This is a genomic window from Roseibium hamelinense (genome assembly GCF_007830545.1).
Classification (GTDB): Bacteria; Pseudomonadota; Alphaproteobacteria; order Rhizobiales; family Stappiaceae; genus Roseibium; species Roseibium hamelinense.
The window spans coordinates 647,168-671,627 of record NZ_VLLF01000001.1 but is presented as its reverse complement, the minus strand read 5'-3'; the positions used below and the strand labels follow the sequence as shown (position 1 = coordinate 671,627).

The following is a 24,460-nucleotide window of genomic DNA, read 5'->3' as shown; positions in this document are numbered from 1 at the left end:
ATGTTTTCAAAGTTTTTTATCTACCGGCCGAAATTCGCGCTGGTCATTTCGCTTGTTATTACCATTGCCGGGATGGTCGGATATTACGCGCTTCCCGTCGAACAATTTCCTAATATCACGCCGCCTGTGGTTAATGTTGCGGCCACCTACACCGGCGCGAATGCCGGTGTTTTGGAAGAAACCGTCGCTGCACCAATTGAGGGGCAAGTGAACGGCGTGGATGACATGATTTACATGTCGTCAAACAGTTCCGACAGCGGCAACTACTCGCTGAACGTGACATTTGCGGTTGGTACCGATCCGGACATTGCGACCGTCAACGTCCAAAACCGGGTCAGCCAGGCAACCAGCCAGCTGCCCAGCGAGGTGACAGCGAACGGTGTGACCGTCCAAAAAGCCAGCACCAACATGCTGCTGGTGATCACGCTATTTTCGCCGAATGGCACCTATGACGAGGTGTTCCTGTCGAACTATGCATCGATCAATTTGAAAGACGCCCTTGCGCGTGTGCCCGGGGTCGGCAACGCCGACGTCATGACCGACTTCGCCTATGGTATGCGCATCTGGCTTGATCCGGACCGGCTTGCCAGTTTGAACATGACGCCGACGGACTTTATTTCTGCGGTCCGCGATCAAAACGTTCAGGTCGCGGCCGGCCAGATCGGCGCGCCGCCTGTTCCCTCCGGCCAGCAATTTCAGTACACCATTACCGCCAAGGGCCGCCTGTCGACCGCCGAAGAATTCGAGCAAATCGTGCTCCGCACGGGCGAGGACGGAGCAATCGTCACGATTGGCGACGTCGCCCGCGTTGAGCGGGGCGCACAGTTTTACAACGCCAGCGGTGAGTATAACGGCCAGGCGGCAACGGTTTTGGCGGTTTATCAGGCTCCGGGCGCCAACGCCTTGCAGGTCGCCGATGGTGTCTTGGCGCGGCTTGACAGTCTGTCACAAGCGTTTCCCGATGACGTCGAATATGCTGTTCCGTTCAATACCACGGACTTCGTCCAGCAATCGCTGAACGATGTCATCGAGACCCTTTTCATCACCTTCGTCCTTGTGGTGACCGTGGTGTTCATCTTTCTGGGCAATTGGCGCGCGACGATCATTCCAACCGTTGCAATCCCTGTGTCGCTGATTGGAACATTCGCGATCTTGCTGGCGCTCGGGATGTCGCTAAACACGATCTCTTTGTTCGCCCTCGTGCTCGCCATCGGGATCGTGGTGGACGACGCCATTGTGGTCGTGGAGAACGTGGAGCGCATCATCGCGGATGAGGGACTGCCGCCGAAAGAGGCGACCGCCAAAGCGATGGAGCAGATCACCGGGCCTGTGATCGCGACAACCCTTGTGCTGCTGGCGGTGTTCGTGCCGACGATCTTCATGCCTGGCATCACGGGCCGGCTTTATTCGCAGTTCGCCGCCACGATTTCCTTCGCGGTGATCATTTCTTCGATCAATGCCCTTACACTGTCGCCCGCTCTGTGCGGGCTTTTCCTACGTCCTCGGTCTGGACCACCGAAGGGGCTTTTGGCGGTGTTCGAAAAAGGCATCAGCGGCATCCGCAGCGGCTATACCGGGATCGTCCGGCGGTTGCTCAGGGTATCGTTCATGGGGCTGGTCGCCGTGGTCGGTGTTGTGGTGATGATCGTGTTTCTCAGCGGCCGGCTGCCACAAGGTTTTCTGCCTCTGGAAGACCAGGGCTACCTGATGGTGGATGTGCAGCTGCCCGACGGTGCTGCCCTGCAGCGCACCGAGGACGTCACGGCTCAGGTGGTTGACATCGCCAAGAAAACGCCCGGCGTCGAGAACGTGACGGTGGTGAACGGCTATTCGATCCTGAACGCGGCATTGGCTTCAAATTCGGCGCTCGTCATCACGACAATGAGCTCCTGGGATGAGCGCCAGGCGCCGGATCTGGGCATCAATGCGATCCTTGCGAAGTTTTGGGGTGAGTTCTCGCAGATTGCCTCGGCCAATATTATCTCATTCAATCCGCCGCCGATCCCGGGTCTGGGCACCACAGGCGGTGTGGAAATGAAGGTTCAGCAGACGGGCGGCGGAACACCGCAGGATCTCGCACAGGCGATCGGTTCTATGGTGTATTCGGCGAACCAGAGCCCGTCTATCGCTCAGGCCTATTCGACATTCCGTTCCAACGTGCCTCAGATATTTGTGGACCTGGACCGCGACAAGGCGAAAACCCTTGGCATAAATGTCTCGGATGTTTTCACAACGCTGCAAGCATATTTGGGGTCATACTATATCAATGATTTCAATATTTTCGGTCGCGTTTATAAAGTGATGATCCAAGCGGAGGGACAATACCGCAACAAGGTCGACGACATTGCACGGCTGTATGTGAGGTCCAGTGACGGCGTGATGGTGCCCTTGCGCACCCTGATCACAACGGAGAACGTTCTCGGGCCGCAAACCCTCAACCGCTACAACATGTTCCGTTCCGCTTCCGTCAATGGTGAACCCGCGCCTGGTGCCTCGACCGGGGTCATCATCAATGCAATGGAGGCCGCGGCGGTCGAAGCATTGCCTCCCGGCTATACGTATGAATGGACCGGCACGGCTGCCCAGCAACAAGGCGCAGGAACGATTGTGGTGGTCGTTTTGCTGTTCTCGATCCTGTTTGCCTATCTATTTCTTGTTGCCCAGTACGAAAGCTGGAGCATGCCGGTCGCGATCCTGATGTCGGTGACCGTTGCTCTACTGGGGGCATTCGTGGCGGTTCTGGTTACAGGAGGGGATGTCAATCTCTATACCCAGATCGGGATGATCATGCTTGTCGGGTTGGGGGCCAAAAACGCGATCCTGATTGTTGAATTCGCTATCGAGCAACGGGAGTCCGGCAAGTCGATCATCGATGCCGCGCAAGAAGCGGCGTTCTTGCGTTTCCGCGCCGTGATGATGACGGCCCTGTCGTTCCTCTTGGGGGTTGTCCCGCTTATGACCGCTTCAAGTGCCGGGGCCGCCAGTCAGAAGGCGATCGGCTTTGCGGTATTTGGGGGCATGCTGTTCGCCACGATCTTCGGCGTCATTCTGATACCGGTACTGTATGTCTTCATGCAGTCGATGCGTGAGAGGGTCAAAAGCATGTTCGGGTCAAATCCGCATGAACCGAAATCCGGTGACGGGGCACCGCCGAACAGTGCAGAAACGGCACCTGCCGAATAACAGCCATCATGAAAAGCCCGCGGTTGGCGCGGGCTTTTTTGTTTCTCTTTGTTATCGGGCTTCTTCCAGCAGCGAGCGGTATTCGAACTCTGTCGCAAGCCTTGGGTTGGTTGCGTGGCAATGGTCTTTTAGCGCTGCCCGAGCGACCGCATCCAGATGGGTCCCTTCAAGGCCGAGTGCGTTGAGGCCGGAGGGGATGCCGATATCCTTGTTCATGGTCTCGAGGATACGATCAGGCTCACCGCCCATGAGATTGGACAGGGTGTCCCATTTCCCGCCAATTACAGACCGGTTGAACCGTAGGACCACTGGCATCAAGATCGCATTCAGCGTGCCGTGATGCAGATTGAGGTCCTTGATTGCGCCGAGTGGATGGGTGAGGGCATGAACAGCTCCAAGTCCCTTTTGAAACGCCATTGCGCCTTCCATCGCGGCGGTCATCATGTCGAGACGGGCGTCGAGGTCGCCACCGTCTTTCACCGCCTTCGGCAGCGCACGCATGGCGCGGGTCAATCCGTCGAGCGCAATTGCATTGGCAGGCGGGTTGATCGCGCTGGACATATAGGTCTCAAGACAGTGAGACATGGCGTCCATACCGGTTGCAGCAGTTAGAAAGGGCGGCAGGCCGAGCGTTAATTCCGGGTCGCATAACGCAAGGCTGGGCAAAAGATGCGGGCTCAAAATACCCAGCTTTCGCCCATCCTCCAGATTGATAATTGCGCCGCGGCCCACCTCCGACCCAGTGCCTGCTGTGGTTGGAATGGCGATCAGCGGCGGCATGTTGGCTGTAATCTTGGAAATGCCTCCTGCCGTTGCGGCATAGTGTGAAAGGGGTTCTTCATGATGCACCAAAAGCCGCAAGGCCTTGGCAAGATCAATCGAAGACCCGCCGCCAAGCGCGACGAGCCCGTCGCAGTTTTCCTCCCGGTACCGGTCAAGAGCTGCCAAAACGGCTGTCTCTGTCGGGTTTTGAGGCGTTTGGTCGAAGACGGAGGACACTGCAGGGGCCGACCTTTGCAGACGCGCCAAGAGTCCCGCCGACACGACACCCTGATCTGTGACCATCAGTGGCCGTTCCATCTTGAATTGGGCAAGAAAGGACGGGAGCCCTGACAGCGCGCCGGGTTCGAGTTCGATCCGTGTCAGATAGGTGATGGTTGCCAAAGCGTCCTCCCGCGTCACAGTGCTTTCCCACGCAATCCAAACGGGCGGCAGTCGGCGCGGCAAGGCCGATTCGGCCCCGTGGAGCAGCGAACAGGCAGATTTCGGTCTACATTGGCTCGAAAACGGAGGTAAGCAGGGCATCAACGGGTTCTGCGCCAGCGGCTCCAAGGTGGTGCGCGCGGTTTTTGAAAGCTCATTGATTCCAAAGAATTGGACGTGGCCCAGCCGCAGAGGTAAAGCGCGCCGCCTGTCCTGGCTGCGTCCATTAAGGTACCCGCTGTTTATAACTGCGACTCCGGGTTTTCCGGGGTTTGGGACTCAATGGTAGCGTTCTTTAGTAATTGACCGCACCGCCCGTCAGCTCTGGAGACCCTATGCCCCGTCCCGACCAACGGCACGAGACTGCACCTGTTGAAATGCATGATCTGTTGATGTCTTGGGGGGAAGACATCGCAGCAGAACGACGTTTTCTTGGGCTGTCGCAGTCAGAATTCGCCGCGTGTTTGTATTTTTCCGAGGCAACGGTCGCCCGGGTCGAAAAAGGGGACCCGACCATCAGCCTGGGCGTCTTTGTGAATATTTTGTGGGCGCTCGGCCTCGTCGATCAGATCGAAGGCCCTGTTTCGCCTGCTGAAGACGGGCGCACTGTACCGTTTCAAAAACCAACAGGCGGCGCTTCCCCAAATGATGAACGCGAAGCCTTTGAAAACATCAGCCGGCAGCTGCAAGCCCGTGCGCTGCGTGTCTTGCAGGCCCGTGACCTGGCACCGCGTACGGCTTTGAGCTGGGAAAAAAGCCGCCCGGTACCGGCAGATCCGTGGATCAAGTCCTTGCAGGATCACGCGAACCGACGGTTCGCGGACTTTACTGCCCGGCTGGTCTCCGGTTTTAAACAATAGGGTGAAACCCTGCGCGGCCTAATCCATAAAATAGAATTCAATGCCGGCTTCTTCGCCGTTGTGCCAACGGATCTCGCCATGGAACCGCAGTTTCCTAGCCGGAACTTCGACTATCACTTGTTGGCCTTCCGCAAGCCCTTGGGTTTTTGCCGCGATCCGGCAACCGCCGGCGCTAATATCCTCAATCATGCATCGGCGATGCGGCACGGTCAGCATAGGCGGCCCGCCCGCTTGTGTTGCAGGTTTTAGGATTGCCGGCCATTGGCAGGTGCGCCGGGGATACCCGCGCAGATCGTCAAACGTTCTGACTGGAAAAATTGCCGTATCCGTCACCGGTACAAGATCCAAATTTAATGCAACTTTCGAAGGCTAGGCCTTTATCAGTAAAAATTACATTTAATCTGAATGCTCGGGCTGGGCAGGGGGCCGAAATTCGAAGGGGCGGCTCAAGTGTCAGGCCAAAAAACAAAAAAGCCGCTTTGAAAGCGGCTTTTTTGTTCCGAGGAAACCCGGGAGATTTTGGTGAGCCGACAGGGGTTCGAACCCTGGACCTACTGATTAAAAGTCAGTTGCTCTACCAGCTGAGCTATCGGCTCCCGTTGGCGACGGTGTGTACTGATATCTTTTGGAGGATGCAAGAGGCATTTTGCCACCTTTTTTACAGATTACCGATTTTACAGACCGGAAAGGGTCTCAGCCGCGTTTGTGAGCAGCGGGTTTGCCCTCACCGAATCCTGCCGAACGCAGCGGCCAACGCCTTTCAAGGGAGCGTTGCGGCACCGTCCTGTTGCCGCGTTTTTGCAGGCATTTGACCTGTGGAAAGTCGGATCACGGCCGGCACGTGATTGAATTGCGCAATCACCCACGCCTCCTCATTTTTGAGGATGTGTTTAAATGGGCAATGTGTTTTTTGTAATTGGCAAAATTGCAGGATGGCGTGTGTTTTTGATCAAGTATGAACGGCTGTTAACGTCGAGGCGATGGAAAGCGGTAAATTCCGTAACGGAATAGTCAAAAACCGCGATTGGCAACTCTAAGAAAATGTGTGACCTTGTGTTAATAAGAAAACGTCATTGCTAGGGTTTCTGCCGCCTGATCAATGGCAAAACTCTGCGGTCAATGTTAAATCCGGCCCTAAGATGTCGAAGCGTAGGCCATGTCGAGGCCTTTTTTCGTTGTCGGGATCATGTGCACCTAAGAACACGAACGGTCGAAACCGCGGAAGCGGGCGGCACGATTTAGAGCTCACAGAGAAGAGACGCCCAATGCAATATTACCCGGCGGATGCAAACCCCTCCTTGGAAATCCAATTCGTCAAGGGGCACATTGCGGCAACCATGACGCTTATTTTAGGATTGGTCGAACAGGACATCTTGGATCGTGACCGTCTTGACCGGTTTTTTGAGGGGTTCTTAAACGAACTTCCGCATTCAACCGACACCATGGGTCTGCGTATTGTGCTTGACGAGTGGCGAAAAGGCTTGCGCGAAGGCGCGGACGACAGTGCGTTGAAGGCTAAGCTTTTTGAGGTGATCCAAGGCGGTCGGGTATCCTGACACCCCGGTGCTTTGCGCCAATCCGCAAAACCTTTGATTTAAGATGAAATTTGGCTCTAGGGGCTTCCTAATCCACCACCTTTTTGGTTAGTTAAAAGTAACCGGACCCAAAAGTCCGGTCAGACTTCTTTAGAAAGTCGGAAAACCAAAGGTGGAGGTTTCCAATGAAAATTGCGAGTTACGCGCTCGGTGCTGCCATGATGGCAAGCAGCTTTGGCGCAGCACAGGCAGCTGAACAGCAGTTTATCTCGATCGGGACCGGTGGGGTCACCGGTGTCTATTATCCGACCGGCGGCGCAATTTGCCGTTTGGTGAACAAGAACCGCAAAGAACACGGCATTCGCTGTTCGGTCGAGTCGACCGGTGGGTCGATTTACAACATCAACACCATTCGCGCAGGCGAGCTGGAATTCGGCGTAGCCCAGTCTGACTGGCAGTATCATGCCTATAACGGCACGTCGAAGTTTGAAGAGGCTGGTCCGTTTGAAAACCTTCGTGCGGTCTTCTCCGTTCATCCCGAGCCGGTGACTATCCTGGCGCGCGGCGATGCCGGTGTGTCCAACATCACCGACCTCAAAGACAAACGCCTGAACATCGGCAATGCTGGTTCCGGCACGCGTGGTACATGGGACGTTATCGAGGGCGCGCTCGGCTGGAGCCGTGACGATCTCAAGCTGGCTGCCGAACTGAAATCGGCCGAAACCGGCCAGGCTCTGTGCGACAACAAGATCGACGCCTATTTCTGGCTTGTTGGCCACCCGTCTGCTTTGACCCAGGAAACCATCTCTTCCTGTGAAGCTGTTCTGGTGAACGCGACCGGTCCGGAAATCGAAAAGCTTGTTGCTGATCGTCCTTATTATCGTACCGCCACCATTCCGGCCGGCATGTACAATAACGAAGATGACATCACCACTTTCGGCGTTGGCGCGACCTTCGTGTCCTCTGCAGACGTTCCTGATGAAGTTGTTTACACGCTTGTAAAGTCCGTGTTCGAAGACTTTGACAGCTTCACGAAGCTGCACCCGGCGTTTGCAAACCTGAAAGAAGAGGAAATGATCAAGGACAGCCTGTCCGCGCCTCTGCATCCAGGTGCCGAAAAGTACTACAAAGAACGCGGCTGGATGTAATCCGGCTGATGTTCCGGGCGGGCGCACGGCGCCCGCCCGACTTGTTTCAAAGTCCATAATAACAAACAAGAGACCGCGGAACGCTGCGAAAAAATTGCGGGCGTGTCCCGGCGGGTGGGGTGCGTATGAGCGATAACGTCGCCAAGGACGCGGGAACTGCGTCCAACGAAATCGACCTTCAGGAGCTGGTCGCGCAAAGCGACACCGGGGCCCGGAACCCGGCCGGGGCCATCGGGCTCATGTTGTCGCTGATCGCGTTAAGCTGGTCCTTGTTTCAGCTCTACTATGCCTCGACGCTGCCGTTTCTGCTGACGGACCTTATCGGCATCAATGTCACGCTGAACTCGGATACTGCGCGTTCGGTGCATCTGGCGTTTGCGCTGTTTCTGGCCACGATGGCCTATCCGCTCTTTAAAAACAGCTCGCGGACCCATGTGCCCTGGTATGACTGGGTGCTTTCGGCACTTGCGGTCACAGCTTGCATGTATCTTGTGTTCAACAAGGAGGCGATCTCCGCCCGGGCGGGTCTGCCCACACAGGCTGACTTGATCATCTCCACGATCGGCTTGCTGAGTGTTCTTATCGCGACCTACCGTGCGCTCGGCCTGCCGCTGGTTATCGTTGCGTCTGTGTTCCTGTTTTATGTCTTTTTCGGCGATCAGCCGTTTATTCCGGAAGTCATCCAGTGGAAGGGGGCTTCCTACGGCAAGGCTATGTGGCACTACTGGATGCAGACCGAAGGCGTGTTCGGCATCGCGCTTGGCGTCTCTGCTTCCATGATTTTCCTGTTTGTTCTGTTCGGTGCGATGCTCGATCAGGCCGGGGCGGGAAACTATTTCATCAAGGTCGCATTTGCATTGCTCGGACACCTGCGCGGCGGACCGGCAAAAGCGGCCGTGGTGTCTTCGGCAATGACCGGCCTGATTTCAGGGTCTTCGATCGCCAACACCGTTACGACAGGTACATTCACCATTCCCCTCATGAAGCGGGTTGGTTTTAAGCCGGAAACAGCGGGCGCTGTTGAGGTTTCATCCTCGGTGAACGGGCAGATCATGCCGCCGGTCATGGGCGCGGCCGCGTTCCTGATGGTTGAATATGTCGGGGTGACTTACCTTGACGTCGTCCGTCATGCGATCCTGCCGGCTTCGATTTCCTACATCGCGCTGCTGTATATCGTGCACCTTGAAGCGTTGAAGGCCGGTATGCAGGGGCTGCCAAAACCGGGTCCGGCAAAGACTGTGATCCAGAGCATTTTGGGCGTTCTGACCGGGTTCCTGAGCCTCGCAATCCTGGCCGCGGTTCTACATTATGGCCTCGGGTGGACCAAGCAGGTGTTTGGCGATTCAACATTTGAAGCTGTGATTGTTATTTTCCTCGCCGCTTATCTTGGTTTGTTGTTTGTTGCCTCGAAACGCCCGGACCTTGAGCTTGATGACCCGGATGCGCCGGTGACGACCTTGCCGGAGTTCATACCGACCCTTTTGACCGGGCTGTATTATCTGCTGCCAATCATCGTTCTCGTGTGGTGCTTGATGATTGAGCGGTTCTCGCCCGGCCTGTCGGCCTATTGGGCCAGCGTCGGCATGATTCTTATCCTGCTGACTCAAAAACCGATCAAAGCGCTAATGCGCGCATCCGGTAATGTTGGCGCTGCTGCGCGCGAAGGCGTTGCGGATTTGATCAAGGGATTGATTTCCGGGGCTCGCAACATGATCGGCATTGCCGTTGCGACGGCTGCCGCAGGCATCATCGTCGGGACAATCTCACTGACCGGCGCACACCAGATCATGGGAGAGTTCATTGAGTTCCTGTCTGGCGGAAATCTGATGCTGATGCTGGTCCTGGTGGCGATTTTCTCCCTGATCCTTGGCATGGGCTTGCCAACAACTGCAAACTACATTGTGGTTTCATCGCTCATGGCGGGTGTTGTGGTCGAGATCGGTGCCATGAACGGTCTTATTGTACCGCTGATCGCTGTGCACCTGTTTGTGTTCTACTTCGGCCTCATGGCAGATGTGACGCCGCCGGTCGGACTGGCGAGTTTTGCCGCTGCGGCGATTTCGCGGGGAGACCCGATCAAGACCGGGTTCACCGCATTCTTCTATTCACTGCGGACCGTCGCTTTGCCGTTCCTGTTCATCTTCAATACGGACTTGTTATTGATCGATGTCGGACCGATCGAGGCGGTCTTTGTCTTCTTCGTTGCCACCATCGCGATGATGTTGTTTGCCGCCGGAACACAGGGGTATTTCTTCGCACGAAACAAGATCTGGGAAGCTGTTGCACTGCTGTTGATCGCCTTCACCCTTTTCCGTCCCGGGTTCTGGCTCGACATGGTTCAGCCGCCCTACGTCTCGACACCGCCGGCAACCCTGTTCCAGACCGCATCGGATGTTCCCGATGACGGCTATCTGAAACTGGTGGTGCGCGGGCCGGACTTCGACAATCCGGATCAGTTCCATGAGACTTTTGTGGAGTTGCCCCTTGGCGCCAAAGGCGACGGCGAAAACCGGGTCACTGATGCAGGGCTCACTGTCATGATGGAGGGCGACAAAGCTGTGCTGGAGGAACCGTTCCCCGGTACCCCGTATTTCGAGAAGTTCAGCTCATTTGACTTTTACGGTGATCAGCCGGTTGAAGTCATCGATGTCCAGGAACAGGCCGAACGGTTGCCGAAGGAGGTCTTCTACATTCCGGCGCTCCTGTTGCTTTTCGGTGTCGTCGCGTTGCAGCGGCGGCGCACTGATGTGCCCGCGTTTTAAGGAGGTCCGGCATGTATAAATCCATTCTCGTGCCGATAGATCTCGGTGAAGAAACTTCCTGGGCAAAAGCTCTGCCAACCGCGGTTGCCATGGCCCGGACATTTGATGCCGAGTTGCATCTCGTCAGCGTGGTTCCTGACTTCGGGCGGTCGATTGTCGGCAGCTATTTTCCGAAGGACTATGAGCATGACGCTCTGGAGGCTGCAGGAAACGCGTTGCAAAAGTTCATCACCGAACATGAGGAAAAGGGGATCAAGGTCAAAGGTCATGTCGCTCACGGCACGATCTATGAAGAGATCAACGCCGCGGCCGACAAGCTGGACTGTGATCTCATTGTTCTGTCGTCGCACCGGCCGGAATTGAAGGACTATCTGCTTGGACCCAATGCAGCCCGTGTTGTGCGGCATGCCAAGCAATCCGTTCTTGTAGTTCGCGACTAGACAAGCCGTGTGTTCAGAACTGACTGCGACCAACAGCCGCCTCTCTAAAAGGTGAGGCGGCTGTGTCTTTCTGTGGCGCCGATCTCCATGTAGAAGGATGAGGCCGGTCGCCGGTGCATTGCTTAAAAACGGTCAAATAAAGATATGCTTCAAGACGTTACGATCCTCGGTGCGGTTTTTGCCGGCGTGTTGTCCTTCGTGTCACCATGTGTTTTGCCGCTCGTGCCGCCATATCTGGGATACCTTGCCGGGGTGTCTCTGGAAGAACTGACCGGCGAAGACGACAAGTCGGCAGCTTCTCAGCGTGTGTTCTTTTCGGCACTTGCCTTTGTGGCTGGGTTCTCGACCGTGTTTGTGATCTTGGGAGCAAGCGCCAGTTTTCTCGGCCAGTTCATCACGCAGCATATCCAGTTTCTCGGATACATCGCCGGGGCAATGATCATCGTCATGGGCCTGCATTTTCTCGGTGTCTTCAGGATCGGGCTTTTATACCGGGAAGCCCGGGTCCATGTGGAGCGTAAGCCGGCCGGGTTGATCGGCGCATACCTTATCGGGCTGGCATTTGCGTTCGGGTGGACGCCATGCGTCGGGCCGATCCTTGCCGCGATCCTGTTTGTGGCCGGATCGGAAGACACGGTCGGGCAGGGAGCCTTGTTGTTGAGCGCATACGCACTGGGACTTGGCATCCCATTTCTGCTTGCGGCCCTGTTTGCCCGCCCGTTCATGCAGTTCATGTCACGTTTCCGCAAGCACATGGGCACGGTGGAGAAAGTGATGGGCGGGGTGTTGGTCCTGACTGGGATCATGTTCCTGACGGGGCAGATGGCAGTGTTTTCTTTCTGGTTGCTGGAGACCTTTCCAGCATTTCAGGTCATCGGCTAACGCTCACAAATATTTCGCAGTTATCCGTGCAAACTCACCGCTCTCCTGCATCTGCTGGAGTTCAGCGTTGAAGCGGTCGATAAACTTGAGAGACACTGCGGCCTTGCTGAACATGAAATAGACGTCGTCCTCCGAAACCACCGTGGTGCTGCGGACCACCTCTTCGCGAAGACCGAGCTGGCTGATGACGGAGGTCACGACAAATGCATCCCCGATGACAGCGTCAATCCGGCCGATTGCGACCTGTTTGAGCATGGGCTCTTCAGTATCTTGGACGGTTATCTGCGTGTCGAATTCTTTGCTCAAAGCAACGAAATCGCCGCCATAGACATAATCGCGTACGGCGCCGAGGATCTTTCCGGCCTCAAAAAATTCGCGAAGGCTGGTGTGGTCGGCCCGATGCTCAGGGGGCACGAACAGAACTTCCCGTGACTTCAAATAGGGTATACTGAAATAGGCGTATTCTTCGCGCTCCGGTGATTTCGCCACGGGAGATGCAGCGTGAACGTCACCGTCTTCGATGCCTTTCAGATGCCGGGTCCACGGCATTATTCGGATTTCAAGCTCACAGCCCATACGTGCCAGAATCAGCTCTAGGACTTCGAAGTCCATTCCGCTGACGCTAGTTCCCTCAACAATCTGGTAGGGGCGGTAGTCTTCCGTTCCCGCTACAAGTGTGCCCCCGTCGGGGCAGACGGAACCTGCAGCTTGGATTTCTGTCGCCACCGCCACAAGCAGCCACGCGGATACAAAGCGAATAAAGTAGGATCTTGATGTCGCTCCAATGGCCATGGGAAATGAGTGTGCTCCTGCTTGAGGTACCTGTGTGCTGTAGTTTATTTGCCAAGTGTTTCGGAACTCTGAGTGAAAACAGCTTGTAGGCCCAGCGAACTATGGGACCTTGAGTGGATCCATCGGCCGAACCGAAGGGCTGGCCGATGGATCCAAATCAGACGAGCAGATGAAACTAGCGATACTTTGCAGTTATCGCTTCAAATTCGCCATTTTCCTGGATCTCCGTCAGTTGAGCGCTGAACGCGTCAACAAACTCGGCTGGAACGCTTTTCTTTGAGAACATGTAATAAAGCGGATACTCGGAGACGACGACATCGCTCGCAACAACCGCGTCATCGGTGCCGGCCGCTTTATTTTCGGCACTCATGACATAAAGATCTCCCAAAGTTGCCCCGATACGCCCACTTGCCAGTTTCTTGAAGTTGGATTCTGCTGAATCCGTGACCTCGATCTGGTCCGGGAATTCCTCCGAAAGGGCTGCATAGTCTCCACCATAGGCATATTCGCGGATAACACCGAGTTTCTTTCCTGATGCGAAAAAGGCTTTGAGATCCGCATACGCATCTTTGTCAGCAGCGGGCACAAACAGCACTTCGGTAGAATTGAGATAGGGGGAGCTGAATGTTGCGAATGCCTCGCGTTCAGCGGTCTTGCTGACCGGAGAGGCGATATCGACATCTCCGTCCTCAAGCCCTTTCAGGTGCCGGGCCCAAGGCAGAACGTCCACCTTTAAGCTGCAACCCATTTTCGAAAGAACAGTTTCTGCAACCTCAAAATCCATGCCGGTTGTCATGTTGCCTTCGACAATCTGATATGGCCTGTAATCACTGGCGCCGGCAATAAGTGTTCCACCGCGTGGGCAGTCCAACGCGGTTGCATGTGCCGTCATCACGACCAGCATGGCGGCTGATGCAACAAAAAAATTGCAAACTGTATGGTTGCGCATTGACTTATCCCTACGAGATTAATTCGATCCGTTCAAATCGTCTCAGGAAAGTATTTGTAACCAATTAATTAGAAACAATACGTAATTTATGAGATTTTAGTCGGTGGGATTGGGAGTTTATCTTGTAGTAATTACCAGTTCTTCCCCCGAAAACAGGGTCGGGCGGCAGAGGTCCTTAACCTCCAGGAGCCGAAGACAAGCGACTGACGCCTCGGATGCGTTTCCGAATGGCCCGACGAGGAGGGTCATGGTGCTTCCATCAGGTTCGGCTGGGAGGATGCGTGGTCTGAGGTCGCGCATACGCTCTTCATTCTGTTTTGCAAACCGGATCCATGCCTCCCGCGCTGCGTCTTCCGATCCGTAGGTTCCAATCAGGGCTCCAAACTGGGTCTGTCTGATTTTGCTTTTCCCGCCGCCTTTTGTGCGGCCAGCCGGGGCGGTCGGGGTGATCAGTTTTGGGCGGAGGCTGGAGACCGGATCTGCGTCTGCTGGGGCGGGAGCGGGTTCAGATGAGGCGTCCGTTTGAGATAACGCAGCCGTTTGAGCCGTGTCTGCGGCCGTCTCCGGCGGAAGGAGGGACGTGGCCGGGGAAATGGAACCGGTGGTAACAGGGCCGTCTGCAATTGTCTTGTTCAGTGAGACGATGCGTACCGGTGCCGGTGCCGGAAGTGACAGTTTGCGTTCCGCGATGATTTGCTCGAGTGTTTTCTTTTGAAAGGCTCCGGTCGTTTCCGGAGCAGGGACGGATTCAATCCGCTCTCGTGCAGATGGCGCGGACACCTCGGCAGATGGCGCTGCCGCGCTTGTGCCTGTGCCTGCGGGTTGAGCCGGCGTGTTATAGGCCTGCGAAACAATGCCCGGCTGTGGTGGAATAGGGTGTGGCGTTGGTTTGGCGAGAGGAATCGGTTCACGATCCAGAACACTTCCGGCCGGGGTGCTCGCTTCCAAAAGCGCGACCTGTTTTTCAAGCGCTGCGATCCGGCGGGAGTAGCTTAAATTCTGCTCGCTGAGGGCATTCAGGCGGCGCCGGAGGCGTATGATCTCTTCGCGCAAAAGCCCGGCTTGGGCTTCATCCAGTTCAATGCCTGGGCTGGGGTTTTGAGAGGCTACTTGATCATAAAGCGCGATTGCCGGTTGTGGCGTGCGGATTGATGCCGTCGTTTCCACGCTCCCTCCTGGGCCCGGCAAGGGCATGCCCGCAAACTCAGGCGCCGTGACGGTATCGATACGCATGCCACCTGCAAACTGAAACGAGGCGAGGCCCACGCACGCAAACAGAGCTGCAGCCCCGGCCCAGGACAACATTGAGAGCCTTTGAGGCGTAAGCGTTTCACGCACGATTTCCCGTGCCGGCTTCTTTGCGCGTTCCTTCGGCAAAAGGCCTGTTCCTGACGTCTGGCCGGGCATCCGGCGAATCTTTGCTGCAAGCGTCCCCATCTGACGTCAATTATGGTTAAGGAACAAGAAATGCGGGCACGGTTACCCGCAGATCTTTTAAACTTTTGTGGATCGGGTCATATAGGCGCCCGACAAGGTGCTTCAGCACATCGAGGTGGGATTACAGCCAATGAGCGATAAAGACGTTTTGGCCATCGTTTTGGCGGCCGGACTTGGGACGCGGATGCGGTCTAAACTGCCTAAAGTCATGCATGCCATTGGTCATCTTCCGATGGTCGGGCATGTGCTGAAAGCCCTTGGAGAGGCTGAAGTTCCCAAAGTTTCTGTTGTTACCGGCCCCGATATGGAGGGGCTGACCGAATTCGTGTCTAGCCGCTGGCCGCATGCCCGGTGCCATATCCAAACGGACCGTCTTGGAACGGCACACGCAGCGCTTGCGGCGCATGAGGCGTTGAGCACCCATGACGGCGGAGTGCTGATCCTGTTCGGCGACACACCCTTGATCACAGCGGACACCGTGCAGTCCGTTCGCACAAAGCTGGGGCAGGGGGCAGATGTCGTCGTTCTCGGGTTTGAGGCGGCGAACCCTCACGGCTATGGACGTATATTGTCGGATGCGAACGGTGTTTATGCAATCCGGGAAGAAAAGGATGCCACAGACGAGGAACGCATGGTCACGTTTTGCAATTCGGGGATTATGGGGTTGTCCGGCGCGCATGCCATGCAGATTCTGGAAGCCATCGGCAATGACAACGCAAAGGGGGAATACTACCTTACCGACGCGGTCGAAATAGCGCGCTCCAAGGGGCTGACCATTACAACTGCGGTTGCCGTTGAAGACGAGGTGCAGGGCATCAATACCCGGGCGCAGCTGGCGGCTTGTGAAACGGTGTTTCAACAACGCAAACGCCGGGCTGTTCTTGAAACAGGCGTGACAATGCTTGCTCCCGAAACAATCTATTTCGCCCACGATACCGTGATCGAACCAGATGTTGTTCTGGAGCAGAATCTGGTGTTCGGGCCGGGGGTTCGGGTGAAAGCCGGATCTGTCATCCGCGCTTTTTCGCACCTTGAAGGGGCTACTGTCGGAGAAGGGTCGACGGTTGGTCCTTATGCCCGTTTGCGGCCGGGCGCGAGTCTGTCGGAAGGCGCCCATATCGGGAATTTCGTCGAAATCAAAAATGCGACGATCGGTGTCGGCGCAAAGATCAACCATCTCAGTTACATTGGAGACGCGAGCGTCGGATCGCGAACAAATGTCGGCGCGGGCACAATCACCTGCAACTATGACGGCTTTGGCAAGCACCGGACGGAAATTGGTGCCGGGAGCTTTGTCGGATCGAACTCTACCCTCGTTGCGCCTCTCAAGCTCGGCTCGGGTGTTTACGTTGCTGCAGGCAGCACCGTAACGGAGGCGGTGCCGACGGATGCGCTGGTCATTGGACGTGGGCGTCAGGTTGTCAAGGATCAAAGGGCAAAAGACCTGCGCGCACGCTTCAAAGCTGCCAAGGACCAAAGGCGCTGAAAATACTGGGTTTTCCAACCTGTCATGTTCTGAAACAGGGATTGATTTCAAACAAATGCCGCGCCTCGGCTAAAGCAGCAGCAACAAACTGAGTTTGATTTAAGGACAATTTTCATGTGCGGCATCATCGGTATTTTAGGGAATTCAGAAGTCGCACCCCGGCTTGTCGATGCGCTGAAGCGCCTGGAGTATCGCGGGTATGATTCTGCCGGAGTGGCAACACTTGAAGACGGGCATTTGACGCGGCGCCGGGCCGCCGGGAAACTCAAAAATCTCGAGGCGCTTCTCGAGCAAAGCCCGATTAGGGGCACTTCAGGGGTTGGACATACCAGATGGGCCACGCATGGGGCGCCGAATGTGGTCAATGCACATCCGCACACCTCGGGCCGCGTCGCGGTGGTGCACAACGGCATTATCGAAAACTATCTTGAGCTGCGCGAAGACGTGGTCAGAGCCGGCGCCCAGATCGCAACCGATACCGATACGGAAGTCGTTGCTCATTTGATCAACCGTGAGCTTGAGGCCGGCAAAGCACCGCGTGACGCCGTCGCAACCGTTTTGCCGAGGCTCAAGGGCGCATTTGCGCTGGCGATCACGTTTGACGGCTACGAGGATCTACTCATTGGTGCGCGAAAGGGCTCGCCGCTTGCGGTCGGACACGGGGAAGGCGAGATGTTCCTTGGATCGGACGCGATCGCTTTGTCACCATTCACTGACCGTATCACGTATCTGGAGGAAGGCGACTGGGTGGTGCTGACCCGGGAAGGCGCGACGATCTATGACGCTGAAAACCATATCGCAGAGCGTCCTGAATCGGTCTCATCCGTAACGGCTGCCTTGATGGACAAAGGCAACTACCGCCACTTTATGGCCAAGGAAATTCACGAACAGCCGGAAGTGCTGGGCCATACTTTGTCGCGCTATCTCGACTATGCAAAAAAGTCCGTGTCCTTGCCAGCTGCAGAAAAAGTTGATTTCCGTTCGTTGAACCGGATCCTGATTTCCGCTTGCGGCACCGCTTATTATGCCGGTTTGGTGGCCAAATACTGGTTCGAGAAATACGCGCGCCTGCCGGTTGAGATCGATATTGCTTCGGAGTTCAGATACCGCGAGACCCCGGTGATCGATGGGGATTTCGCGTTGTTTATTTCGCAGTCTGGAGAGACCGCAGACACGCTTGCGAGTTTGCGGTATTGCAAGGCGAATGCGGCAAAGATTGGCGCGGTTGTGAACGTTCCCGAAAGCACGATCGCCCGCGAAGCGGATGTGACTTTCGCGACAATTGCAGGCCCGGAAATCGGCGTTGCCTCTACAAAGGCATTCACCTGCCAGCTGGCCGTACTAGCATGTTTGGCGATCCATGCAGGGCGCCAGCGCGGAACCCTCAGTGAAGCCGCGGCAGCCGCTCTTGTTGACGACCTGGCGGCGGTTCCATCGCTCGCGGTTCAAGCGCTCAATTGCGAAACTCAGATCGAAAAGCTGTCTCAGCCCTTATCGCGCGCCTCCAACGCGCTTTATCTTGGCCGCGGCACGAACTTTCCGCTTGCCATGGAAGGCGCTCTTAAGCTGAAGGAGCTGTCATACATCCATGCCGAAGGCTATGCGGCTGGCGAGCTTAAACACGGTCCAATCGCCCTGATTGACGAAAATTTGCCGGTTTTTGTGATCGCTCCGCACGACGCCATCTTTGAAAAGACCTTGTCGAATATGCAGGAGGTTGCTGCCCGCGGTGGACGGATCATCCTGATCACTGATGCGGCTGGCGACCACGAAAGCGGTGGTGTTGCCGGAGATACGGTGATCATGCCGAATGTTCCCGATCTGGTTGCGCCGATCATTTACGCTCTGCCGGTGCAAATGATCTCCTATCATACTGCGGTGTTCATGGGCACAGATGTTGATCAACCGCGCAACCTGGCGAAATCCGTCACAGTTGAATGAATGAGCAAAGCACGCGGCATGCGTTCGTCTCGGTCTATGTGCGCGGATAGGATGGCCGCGTGAGAACATAAAGCGCGCTGCCACCGAAAAACAGGATTGCCAGAAAAAGGGCCAAGCCGTTCGGCTTGGTCATGGCATAAAAAAGCGTGAAACCGACAAACATGCCACCAACCGCAAAAGCCTTCGCTTTTGGCGGGATGGCGCCGTGCTCGCGCCAGGCAAGAACGGGCGGGCCAAACGTCGGGTGGTCGAGCAGGCGTTTTTCAAGTTCGGGGGATGACCGGGCGAAACAGGCGGCGGCTAGGATCAGAAAAATTGTGGTCGGCAGCACTGGCAGAACCGCGCCGACCGCGCCGATCCCAAGGCTCAAAAATCCCAGCAACTTATATGATGCGCGCCGCAACCGGGCCTCCGTTAAGCGGACCCTTGTTTGAAACTGTAGGGCCGCGCCTAATGTGCGCATTCGTAAGGCTTTGTCGAGACGCTGGACACAAATATCGTTCGCAAGCAGATTTTTGCCGATGCCAAAAGGGGAAGATCCCGGCGCTGTGGCCGGGGTCTTCTGCTGGTTTACCCACCTGTTTGTTTCAGGTTTACGCGAAAATGAAATCCGCGGCATCCAGGTTTGCTGCTCCGACATTAGTCACCACGATTTCCTGGCCGCCGAAACCAATCGTGGTATCTGCGCCGTTGTCGATGATATCCAAAAGGTCAAAGTTGATCGCGGCTGCCTCACCATTTGAGTTCTGATTGACAAAGCGGATGGTATCCACCCCGTCCTCAAAGTCCGTGATCATGTCTTGGCTGGCCTGTTGTTCCCCGACCAGGAAAAACAGGAAGGTATCTGCACCTTCGCCGCCGGTCAGCGTGTTGTCGGCGTCGTTTGCGATCAGTGTATCATTGCCCCGGCCGCCAATCGCGTTTTCGATTCTCGTGCCTTCTGCGATGATCAGGTTGTTCTCTCGCCCACGGACGCTCGAAAATGTGCCTTCCCGCAAATCGATGATTTGGTTCGAGCCGCCGGACGAATAGTTCAGTGTGTCGTATCCGCCGCTGTCAAAGATCGTATAGGTAATCGCGCCGCGGTCCTGGGTGATTTGGTTCATCAAGCTGCCAGCGGTTCCGTTGTCACCGTAGACCGTGTTGCCAGCTCTCGTATTCGTGGGAGTGCCGTAAAGGTCCTGGATCGCAATCAGGTCGGCAATCTGCGGTGTTGCAACATAGCCGAAGCTGCCGTCAACGTAGGTGTTTTCGGTTTGGCTGAAATACGACATGATCGATGCCTGCCAGGAATCGTTGGCGTAGTCATTGTCCCGCCCGTATGTGGCCGAGCCATTGTAGTTGCTGCCATGGCCCAAACCGAGTGCGTGCCCGATTTCGTGGATGTATGTCTGCAGCGAATAGTTGCTGACATCATTTGACGAGTCCCGGGATATCCAGGATCTGGAGACATTCACGAAGGACTGATTGATGATGCCGTCGCCGGTCCCGGTCGAGTATGCGTAGGCCCCGCTGTCATTGTCGTCAAAAATGATATCGGCACGCGAGGACGAGGATGATTGGAAATTGATACCGGTCGCGTCCGACCAGAGTTCCAGAGCCTTTTCAGCAAACGCCTTGCCCTTGCTGGTCAAACCCTGAAAGTTGAAGGTGAGGGTGTCACCCGGTTCAACGTCGAATTTGCGTTGCCCACGTCCGGTATCATTCCAATACCCGACCCGGAGATAGTTTGCGATTTGTTGATTTGAGAATACTTGGGTGTTCGCGTCTGCAAACGCAGACTGCGCAGCGGTGTTGCTCATTGTCATGTTCCATTTCCTCTAGAGTGGCCGGCGCCATTCAATTTGTTTTGCTCTCAACGCCAGGTGTTCTCCGGGCCTTGTTATTGCCTCATAAAAACACAACTCAAGAGTGTGCAAAATATCAGGGGTTGCAAGATGAAAAAATAGCTACTGTGGATAATATTTTGCTGAAAAATACACCAAAACAGCCAAATTAACTGTTTTTGGTCAGTAATATAAAGGATGTGAGAAATCCGTTCTTGAAACTTTATGTCGCGCGGTGCCGCTTGTGAGAAATATTTCACTAACTAAAAAATCTTTCAAAAATGCAATCTTTAATAGAATTTCGCCCTCGCGGTGATTTCTTTCAATTTGAAAGCGGGTCATAGCGCTTGCGGTTCCTAAGGGGCGGCCATAGGGGGTGTTCTTTAGTCCCTGTAAGTGTGGTCGTTGGCGCCGATGGCGCTTGCGGTTGGAATGGCTTGCGTGGTTGCATAATATGTTCAAATTATAATCTTGCCTACATTATGGTCAGTTGTTTTGATCGTGATAATGAAATTTGAACAGTTGCAAGTTCGCGTCCTGGGCTAAATATGTCTTTGGAAAGTGCTGGCAAAGGACTGCCGGCAACGCGGGGCCGGCAATGGAAGGCCGTCTTAAATGACGAAGCAGAAAAACAAAGACGATCACGGCCGGGGCCATTCGGCGATGCGGGTCCGAAACTATTTTCTCACCGGTTTGGTGATCACCGGACCTATCGGAATTACGATGTGGCTCACCTGGACGTTTGTTCAATGGGTTGACGGCTGGGTCAAACCTTTCGTGCCAAAGGTTTATAATCCCGACACATATCTGCCGTTTGCGGTTCCGGGTTTCGGACTGATCGTTGCCATCATGGTCATCACGATCGTCGGTTTTCTGGCCGCCAACTTTGCGGGTCGAAGCCTCATCTCGTTCGGCGAGTCGCTGTTGGGGCGCATGCCCCTGGTGCGAAACCTCTACAGCGGGCTAAAGCAGATTTTCGAGACCGTGCTCGATGAACGCGGTAACACTTTCACCAAGGCAGCCTTGATTGAGTACCCGCGCAAGGGGTTGTGGGCAATTGTGTTCATCTCAACCACCACCAAAGGGGAGGTGGCAAACCGGCTGGCCGACCAGTCAGACACGGTATCGGTTTTTTTACCGACGACGCCAAATCCGACCTCCGGTTTTTTATTGTTTGTTCCGAAAGCAGACATCATCGAGTTAGAGATGACGGTGGAAGAGGCAGCAAAACTCGTAATTTCGGCTGGCTTGGTCAACCCGGACTATCGGGAGATGCTGGACGACAAGATAGAATTGCACCCCGCACCCGGCAGTCCAGAGCCTTTAAAAAAGGAAACCGAGCCGGTTTGAGTGGGTAGAGGCTCAGCCTGCACGAAGCAGGCGGATCGCTTCGTCGCGACCAAACAGGTAGAGCAGGCATCTGAGCGCGTCGCCACGTTTTTCTTTCAGCTCCGGATCGGTCTCCAGGATGAGGCGGGCGTCATCGCGTGCGATTTCCATGAGGTCGGCGTGATCTTCGACTTGCGCAATCCTGAAGCCTGGCGTGCCGGATTGGCGGGTGCCAAGGACTTCACCGCCTCCACGCAATCGCAAGTCTTCCTCTGCGATCAGAAAGCCATCGTTCGTCTCCCGCATAATGTTCAGGCGGGCCGTTGCCGTTTCGCCCAGCGGCCCCTTAAACAGCAAAACGCAGGAGGATGGCTTGTCGCCCCGCCCAACCCGTCCGCGCAGCTGATGGAGCTGCGCAAGGCCAAACCGCTCGGCATGCTCAATAACGATGATGGTTGCGTCGGGAACGTCGACTCCGACTTCAATCACTGTGGTGGCGACAAGAATGCGGGTTTCTCCGGCTTTGAAGGCCGCCATGGCTGCGTCCTTTTCGTCGGCGCTCATCCGGCCGTGCACAAGCGAAACCCGCTGGCCCAGCGCCTGTTCAAGTACTTGATGCCGGTCTTCAACTGCAGCCAGGTCGATTTTTTCAGACTCCTCCACCAGCGGGCACACCCAGTAAGCTTTCTGGCCATTTGATATTGCAGCTCCGATCCGGCCAATGATTTCCTCCAGACGGTCAAGCGAAACCGACACGGTGGTAACAGGCTTCCGTCCCGCCGGTTTTTCGGTCAGGCGCGACACATCCATATCGCCGAAACAGGTCAGAACGAGCGTGCGCGGGATCGGGGTTGCGGTCATGACCAAAACATCCACGCTGCGGCCCTTTGCGGAGAGGGCGAGGCGCTGATGCACCCCGAACCGATGCTGTTCGTCGACGACTACAAGACCCAGATCCTTGAAGGTCACCGCCCCCTGGAACAGAGCGTGGGTGCCCACGACGAGATCGATCTCTGCGGCGTCAATCTTTTCCTGAAGAAGGCGGCGTTCTTTTTGGGTATCTTTGCCTGTCATTAGAGCAAGCCGGATGCCGGCTGCATCGCATAACGGCTTCATGGAGGCAAAGTGTTGACGGGCCAGTATCTCCGTCGGCGCCATGAGTGCCCCTTGCGCGCCGCTTTCGATTACCTGCGCCAACGCAGCCAGGGCCACAACGGTTTTCCCGGCACCGACGTCGCCTTGCAACAGCCGGAGCATGCGTGTTGGCTCCGCAAGGTCTGCATTGATGTCCCTGATTGCGGCCGCCTGGCTGGCGGTCAAGGAAAAGGGCAGGGCAGAGATCACCCGTTTTTGCAACGCCCCGTCTGGACGGCGGGACACCCCTCCAAGCTGACGCATTGTCTGTCGCACCAAGGCAAGTGCCAATTGGCTGGCCAGTAGTTCGTCATAGGCAATCCGCCGGATGTTCGGTCCCTCCGGTGACAAGTCCTGCTGTTCTTGCGGTGTGTGGATTGCCCGTAGTGCTTCGGTAAATGGCGGCCAAAGGTTCCGTTCGATGAACGCTCCATCCTGCCATTCGGGAAGGTCAGGCAGCTTCTGAAGCGCTGCCGCAATGGCCCTATGCAGCGTTTTTGCGGCGAGCCCGGCCGTCATCGGGTAAACCGGCTCAATAGCCGGCATATTGGCCGCCTCTTCGAGACTCAACACATAGTCGGGATGCACCATCTGCGGGCGGTCGTTGAACCATTCGACCTTGCCCGACACGATACGCTGTTCGCCCTCAGGGAAGTTTTTCTCAAGCCAGTCCCGTCGCGGGTGAAAGAAAACAAACGAGATTGCGCCGGTTGCGTCGAACGCTGTGATCTTGTAGGGCGCTTTGCCGCCGCGCGGGCCAGGAAAGTGCCGGTCGACCGTCACTTGGAGGGTGACGATTTGTCCGTTTTCCGAAAAAGCGATTCCGGGCCGGTGGCGCCGATCGATCAGACCGTGCGGGATATGAAACAGGAGGTCGGCAAGTGTCGCCTCACGGTCCGGTTGCCCGCCCACAAGGCCGGAGATGGTCTTTGCGATCTTGGGCCCGACACCGGGAAGGGTGGTAACGGTGGCAAAGAGCGGATCGAGAACCGAAGGACGCATCAAGAAACCGGCGTGTGCTGGAAAAGCGGGAGTGCGGACTGCTTCTATTGCCACGAAGCGGGGCGCTTTCGCAAACGCCTTGGCCTTCGCCGCTGACAGATTGTTTTTTGAGCGCTATATAGCTGCCACGCATCCGGAGGCCAGCTATCTCGGCCAGACCATTTGGTCCGGACTGTATCCTGCGAACACGAGCGGAATTGGGGTTTTTCAATGAGCGACGACGCACACCTTTCAGCCTCCGGAACCGCCGGCGATGCTGGCGAGCGAGAGCCGCGGCGCAAAAAGATCCTGTTTCGCTGCTGGCATCGCGGAATGAAGGAAATGGATCTGCTGCTCGGCGGCTTTGCCCATGCCACCATCGACAGCCTGACAGAAGAAGAGCTGTCGGAACTCGAACATCTTTTGACCGCCCATGACCAGGATCTTTATGCCTGGATGACGGGTCGGAAGCCCTTGCCGCCCGAATGGGACGGACCGCTCTACCGCCGGATCATTGCGTTTCACGAAGACCAAATTGCCACGGCGAGCAATAAGCAATAAGCAATAACAAT

At 55.9% G+C, this 24,460-nt stretch carries 19 protein-coding genes and 1 tRNA gene; 11 read left to right on the top strand and 9 right to left on the bottom strand.

The genetic code is table 11. The features are described 5' to 3' along the window. The gene (locus JM93_RS03195; RefSeq protein WP_145340595.1) at positions 1–3,183 is read left to right on the top strand and encodes an efflux RND transporter permease subunit; all 3,183 of its coding nucleotides are present in this window, start codon (positions 1–3) and stop codon (positions 3,181–3,183) included. A gap of 51 nt (positions 3,184–3,234) precedes the next feature. On the opposite strand, the gene JM93_RS03190 is transcribed toward JM93_RS03195, so the two are convergent. Beyond that, positions 3,235–4,365 (bottom strand): iron-containing alcohol dehydrogenase, encoded by a 1,131-nt coding sequence (locus JM93_RS03190; RefSeq protein WP_341873617.1) that lies wholly within the window; start codon positions 4,363–4,365, stop codon positions 3,235–3,237. A gap of 356 nt (positions 4,366–4,721) precedes the next feature. Between JM93_RS03190 and JM93_RS03185 the strand changes: the two genes are divergently transcribed. Beyond that, the gene (locus JM93_RS03185; protein WP_145340594.1) at positions 4,722–5,246 is read left to right on the top strand and encodes a helix-turn-helix domain-containing protein; all 525 of its coding nucleotides are present in this window, start codon (positions 4,722–4,724) and stop codon (positions 5,244–5,246) included. 18 nt (positions 5,247–5,264) lie between these two features. Here the strand turns inward: JM93_RS03185 and JM93_RS03180 are convergent, their stop codons facing one another. Next, positions 5,265–5,462 (bottom strand): PilZ domain-containing protein, encoded by a 198-nt coding sequence (locus JM93_RS03180; protein WP_145340593.1) that lies wholly within the window; start codon positions 5,460–5,462, stop codon positions 5,265–5,267. 304 nt (positions 5,463–5,766) lie between these two features. Beyond that, positions 5,767–5,842: transfer RNA gene (locus tag JM93_RS03175), tRNA-Lys, on the bottom strand. 669 nt (positions 5,843–6,511) lie between these two features. Between JM93_RS03175 and JM93_RS03170 the strand changes: the two genes are divergently transcribed. The 5 genes from JM93_RS03170 to JM93_RS03150 all read left to right on the top strand — a co-directional run bounded on the left by JM93_RS03170 (position 6,512) and on the right by JM93_RS03150 (position 12,013). After that, positions 6,512–6,802, top strand: a complete 291-nt coding sequence (locus JM93_RS03170; protein ID WP_145340592.1) for a hypothetical protein — start codon at positions 6,512–6,514, stop codon at positions 6,800–6,802. Positions 6,803–6,966: 164 nt separating this feature from the next. Then, a complete protein-coding gene (locus tag JM93_RS03165; RefSeq protein WP_145340591.1) occupies positions 6,967–7,929 on the top strand; it encodes a TAXI family TRAP transporter solute-binding subunit in 963 nt (320 codons plus the stop codon). Between the two features lie 125 nt (positions 7,930–8,054). Further along, on the top strand, positions 8,055–10,691 hold the full coding sequence (locus tag JM93_RS03160) for a TRAP transporter permease (RefSeq protein ID WP_145340590.1): 2,637 nt from the start codon (positions 8,055–8,057) through the stop codon (positions 10,689–10,691). 11 nt (positions 10,692–10,702) lie between these two features. After that, positions 10,703–11,131: a universal stress protein gene (locus JM93_RS03155; protein WP_145340589.1), complete on the top strand. Its 429-nt coding sequence runs from the start codon at positions 10,703–10,705 to the stop codon at positions 11,129–11,131. 144 nt (positions 11,132–11,275) lie between these two features. Then, on the top strand, positions 11,276–12,013 hold the full coding sequence (locus tag JM93_RS03150) for a cytochrome c biogenesis CcdA family protein (protein ID WP_145340588.1): 738 nt from the start codon (positions 11,276–11,278) through the stop codon (positions 12,011–12,013). A 3-nt stretch (positions 12,014–12,016) separates the two neighbouring features. Here the strand turns inward: JM93_RS03150 and JM93_RS03145 are convergent, their stop codons facing one another. From JM93_RS03145 to JM93_RS03135, 3 genes are all read right to left on the bottom strand, one after another. Further along, the gene (locus JM93_RS03145; RefSeq protein ID WP_145340587.1) at positions 12,017–12,805 is read right to left on the bottom strand and encodes a substrate-binding periplasmic protein; all 789 of its coding nucleotides are present in this window, start codon (positions 12,803–12,805) and stop codon (positions 12,017–12,019) included. A 175-nt stretch (positions 12,806–12,980) separates the two neighbouring features. Further along, positions 12,981–13,754 carry a substrate-binding periplasmic protein gene (locus JM93_RS03140; protein WP_145340586.1) on the bottom strand — a complete coding sequence of 258 codons (774 nt, stop codon included), beginning with the start codon at positions 13,752–13,754 and terminating at the stop codon, positions 12,981–12,983. Between the two features lie 117 nt (positions 13,755–13,871). Continuing rightward, positions 13,872–15,191, bottom strand: a complete 1,320-nt coding sequence (locus tag JM93_RS03135) for a hypothetical protein (protein ID WP_145340585.1) — start codon at positions 15,189–15,191, stop codon at positions 13,872–13,874. A 130-nt stretch (positions 15,192–15,321) separates the two neighbouring features. On the opposite strand from JM93_RS03135, the gene glmU reads away from it, so the two are divergent. Continuing rightward, a complete protein-coding gene (gene glmU, locus JM93_RS03130; RefSeq protein ID WP_145340584.1) occupies positions 15,322–16,677 on the top strand; it encodes a bifunctional UDP-N-acetylglucosamine diphosphorylase/glucosamine-1-phosphate N-acetyltransferase GlmU in 1,356 nt (451 codons plus the stop codon). A 114-nt stretch (positions 16,678–16,791) separates the two neighbouring features. Further along, positions 16,792–18,618: a glutamine--fructose-6-phosphate transaminase (isomerizing) gene (glmS, locus tag JM93_RS03125; protein WP_145340583.1), complete on the top strand. Its 1,827-nt coding sequence runs from the start codon at positions 16,792–16,794 to the stop codon at positions 18,616–18,618. 34 nt (positions 18,619–18,652) lie between these two features. Here the strand turns inward: glmS and JM93_RS03120 are convergent, their stop codons facing one another. Together JM93_RS03120 and JM93_RS03115 are read right to left on the bottom strand one after the other, a co-directional pair. Then, positions 18,653–19,021, bottom strand: a complete 369-nt coding sequence (locus JM93_RS03120; RefSeq protein ID WP_244300744.1) for a YbaN family protein — start codon at positions 19,019–19,021, stop codon at positions 18,653–18,655. 190 nt (positions 19,022–19,211) lie between these two features. After that, positions 19,212–20,426 carry a M10 family metallopeptidase gene (locus JM93_RS03115; protein ID WP_145340581.1) on the bottom strand — a complete coding sequence of 405 codons (1,215 nt, stop codon included), beginning with the start codon at positions 20,424–20,426 and terminating at the stop codon, positions 19,212–19,214. A 633-nt stretch (positions 20,427–21,059) separates the two neighbouring features. Between JM93_RS03115 and JM93_RS03110 the strand changes: the two genes are divergently transcribed. Continuing rightward, positions 21,060–21,794, top strand: coding sequence for a DUF502 domain-containing protein (locus tag JM93_RS03110; protein ID WP_145340580.1), 735 nt, complete (start codon positions 21,060–21,062; stop codon positions 21,792–21,794). 12 nt (positions 21,795–21,806) lie between these two features. Here the strand turns inward: JM93_RS03110 and recG are convergent, their stop codons facing one another. Then, on the bottom strand, positions 21,807–23,909 hold the full coding sequence (recG, locus tag JM93_RS03105; RefSeq protein ID WP_145341033.1) for an ATP-dependent DNA helicase RecG: 2,103 nt from the start codon (positions 23,907–23,909) through the stop codon (positions 21,807–21,809). Positions 23,910–24,119: 210 nt separating this feature from the next. Here recG and JM93_RS03100 point away from each other — a divergent pair, with 210 nt between their 5' ends. Continuing rightward, a complete protein-coding gene (locus JM93_RS03100) occupies positions 24,120–24,449 on the top strand; it encodes an FAD assembly factor SdhE (RefSeq protein ID WP_145340579.1) in 330 nt (109 codons plus the stop codon). Positions 24,450–24,460: the final 11 nt, after the last annotated feature.

Coding starts and splice junctions, on each gene's coding strand:
- JM93_RS03195 (WP_145340595.1), top strand. CDS start 1: ATGTTTTCAAAGTTTTTTATCTACCGGCCGAAATTCGCGCTGGTCATT.
- JM93_RS03185 (WP_145340594.1), top strand. CDS start 4,722: ATGCCCCGTCCCGACCAACGGCACGAGACTGCACCTGTTGAAATGCAT.
- JM93_RS03180 (WP_145340593.1), bottom strand. CDS start 5,462: ATGCTGACCGTGCCGCATCGCCGATGCATGATTGAGGATATTAGCGCC.
- JM93_RS03170 (WP_145340592.1), top strand. CDS start 6,512: ATGCAATATTACCCGGCGGATGCAAACCCCTCCTTGGAAATCCAATTC.
- JM93_RS03165 (WP_145340591.1), top strand. CDS start 6,967: ATGAAAATTGCGAGTTACGCGCTCGGTGCTGCCATGATGGCAAGCAGC.
- JM93_RS03160 (WP_145340590.1), top strand. CDS start 8,055: ATGAGCGATAACGTCGCCAAGGACGCGGGAACTGCGTCCAACGAAATC.
- JM93_RS03155 (WP_145340589.1), top strand. CDS start 10,703: ATGTATAAATCCATTCTCGTGCCGATAGATCTCGGTGAAGAAACTTCC.
- JM93_RS03150 (WP_145340588.1), top strand. CDS start 11,276: ATGCTTCAAGACGTTACGATCCTCGGTGCGGTTTTTGCCGGCGTGTTG.
- JM93_RS03145 (WP_145340587.1), bottom strand. CDS start 12,805: ATGGCCATTGGAGCGACATCAAGATCCTACTTTATTCGCTTTGTATCC.
- JM93_RS03140 (WP_145340586.1), bottom strand. CDS start 13,754: ATGCGCAACCATACAGTTTGCAATTTTTTTGTTGCATCAGCCGCCATG.
- JM93_RS03135 (WP_145340585.1), bottom strand. CDS start 15,191: ATGGGGACGCTTGCAGCAAAGATTCGCCGGATGCCCGGCCAGACGTCA.
- glmU (WP_145340584.1), top strand. CDS start 15,322: ATGAGCGATAAAGACGTTTTGGCCATCGTTTTGGCGGCCGGACTTGGG.
- glmS (WP_145340583.1), top strand. CDS start 16,792: ATGTGCGGCATCATCGGTATTTTAGGGAATTCAGAAGTCGCACCCCGG.
- JM93_RS03115 (WP_145340581.1), bottom strand. CDS start 20,426: ATGACAATGAGCAACACCGCTGCGCAGTCTGCGTTTGCAGACGCGAAC.
- JM93_RS03110 (WP_145340580.1), top strand. CDS start 21,060: ATGACGAAGCAGAAAAACAAAGACGATCACGGCCGGGGCCATTCGGCG.
- recG (WP_145341033.1), bottom strand. CDS start 23,909: ATGCGTCCTTCGGTTCTCGATCCGCTCTTTGCCACCGTTACCACCCTT.
- JM93_RS03100 (WP_145340579.1), top strand. CDS start 24,120: ATGAGCGACGACGCACACCTTTCAGCCTCCGGAACCGCCGGCGATGCT.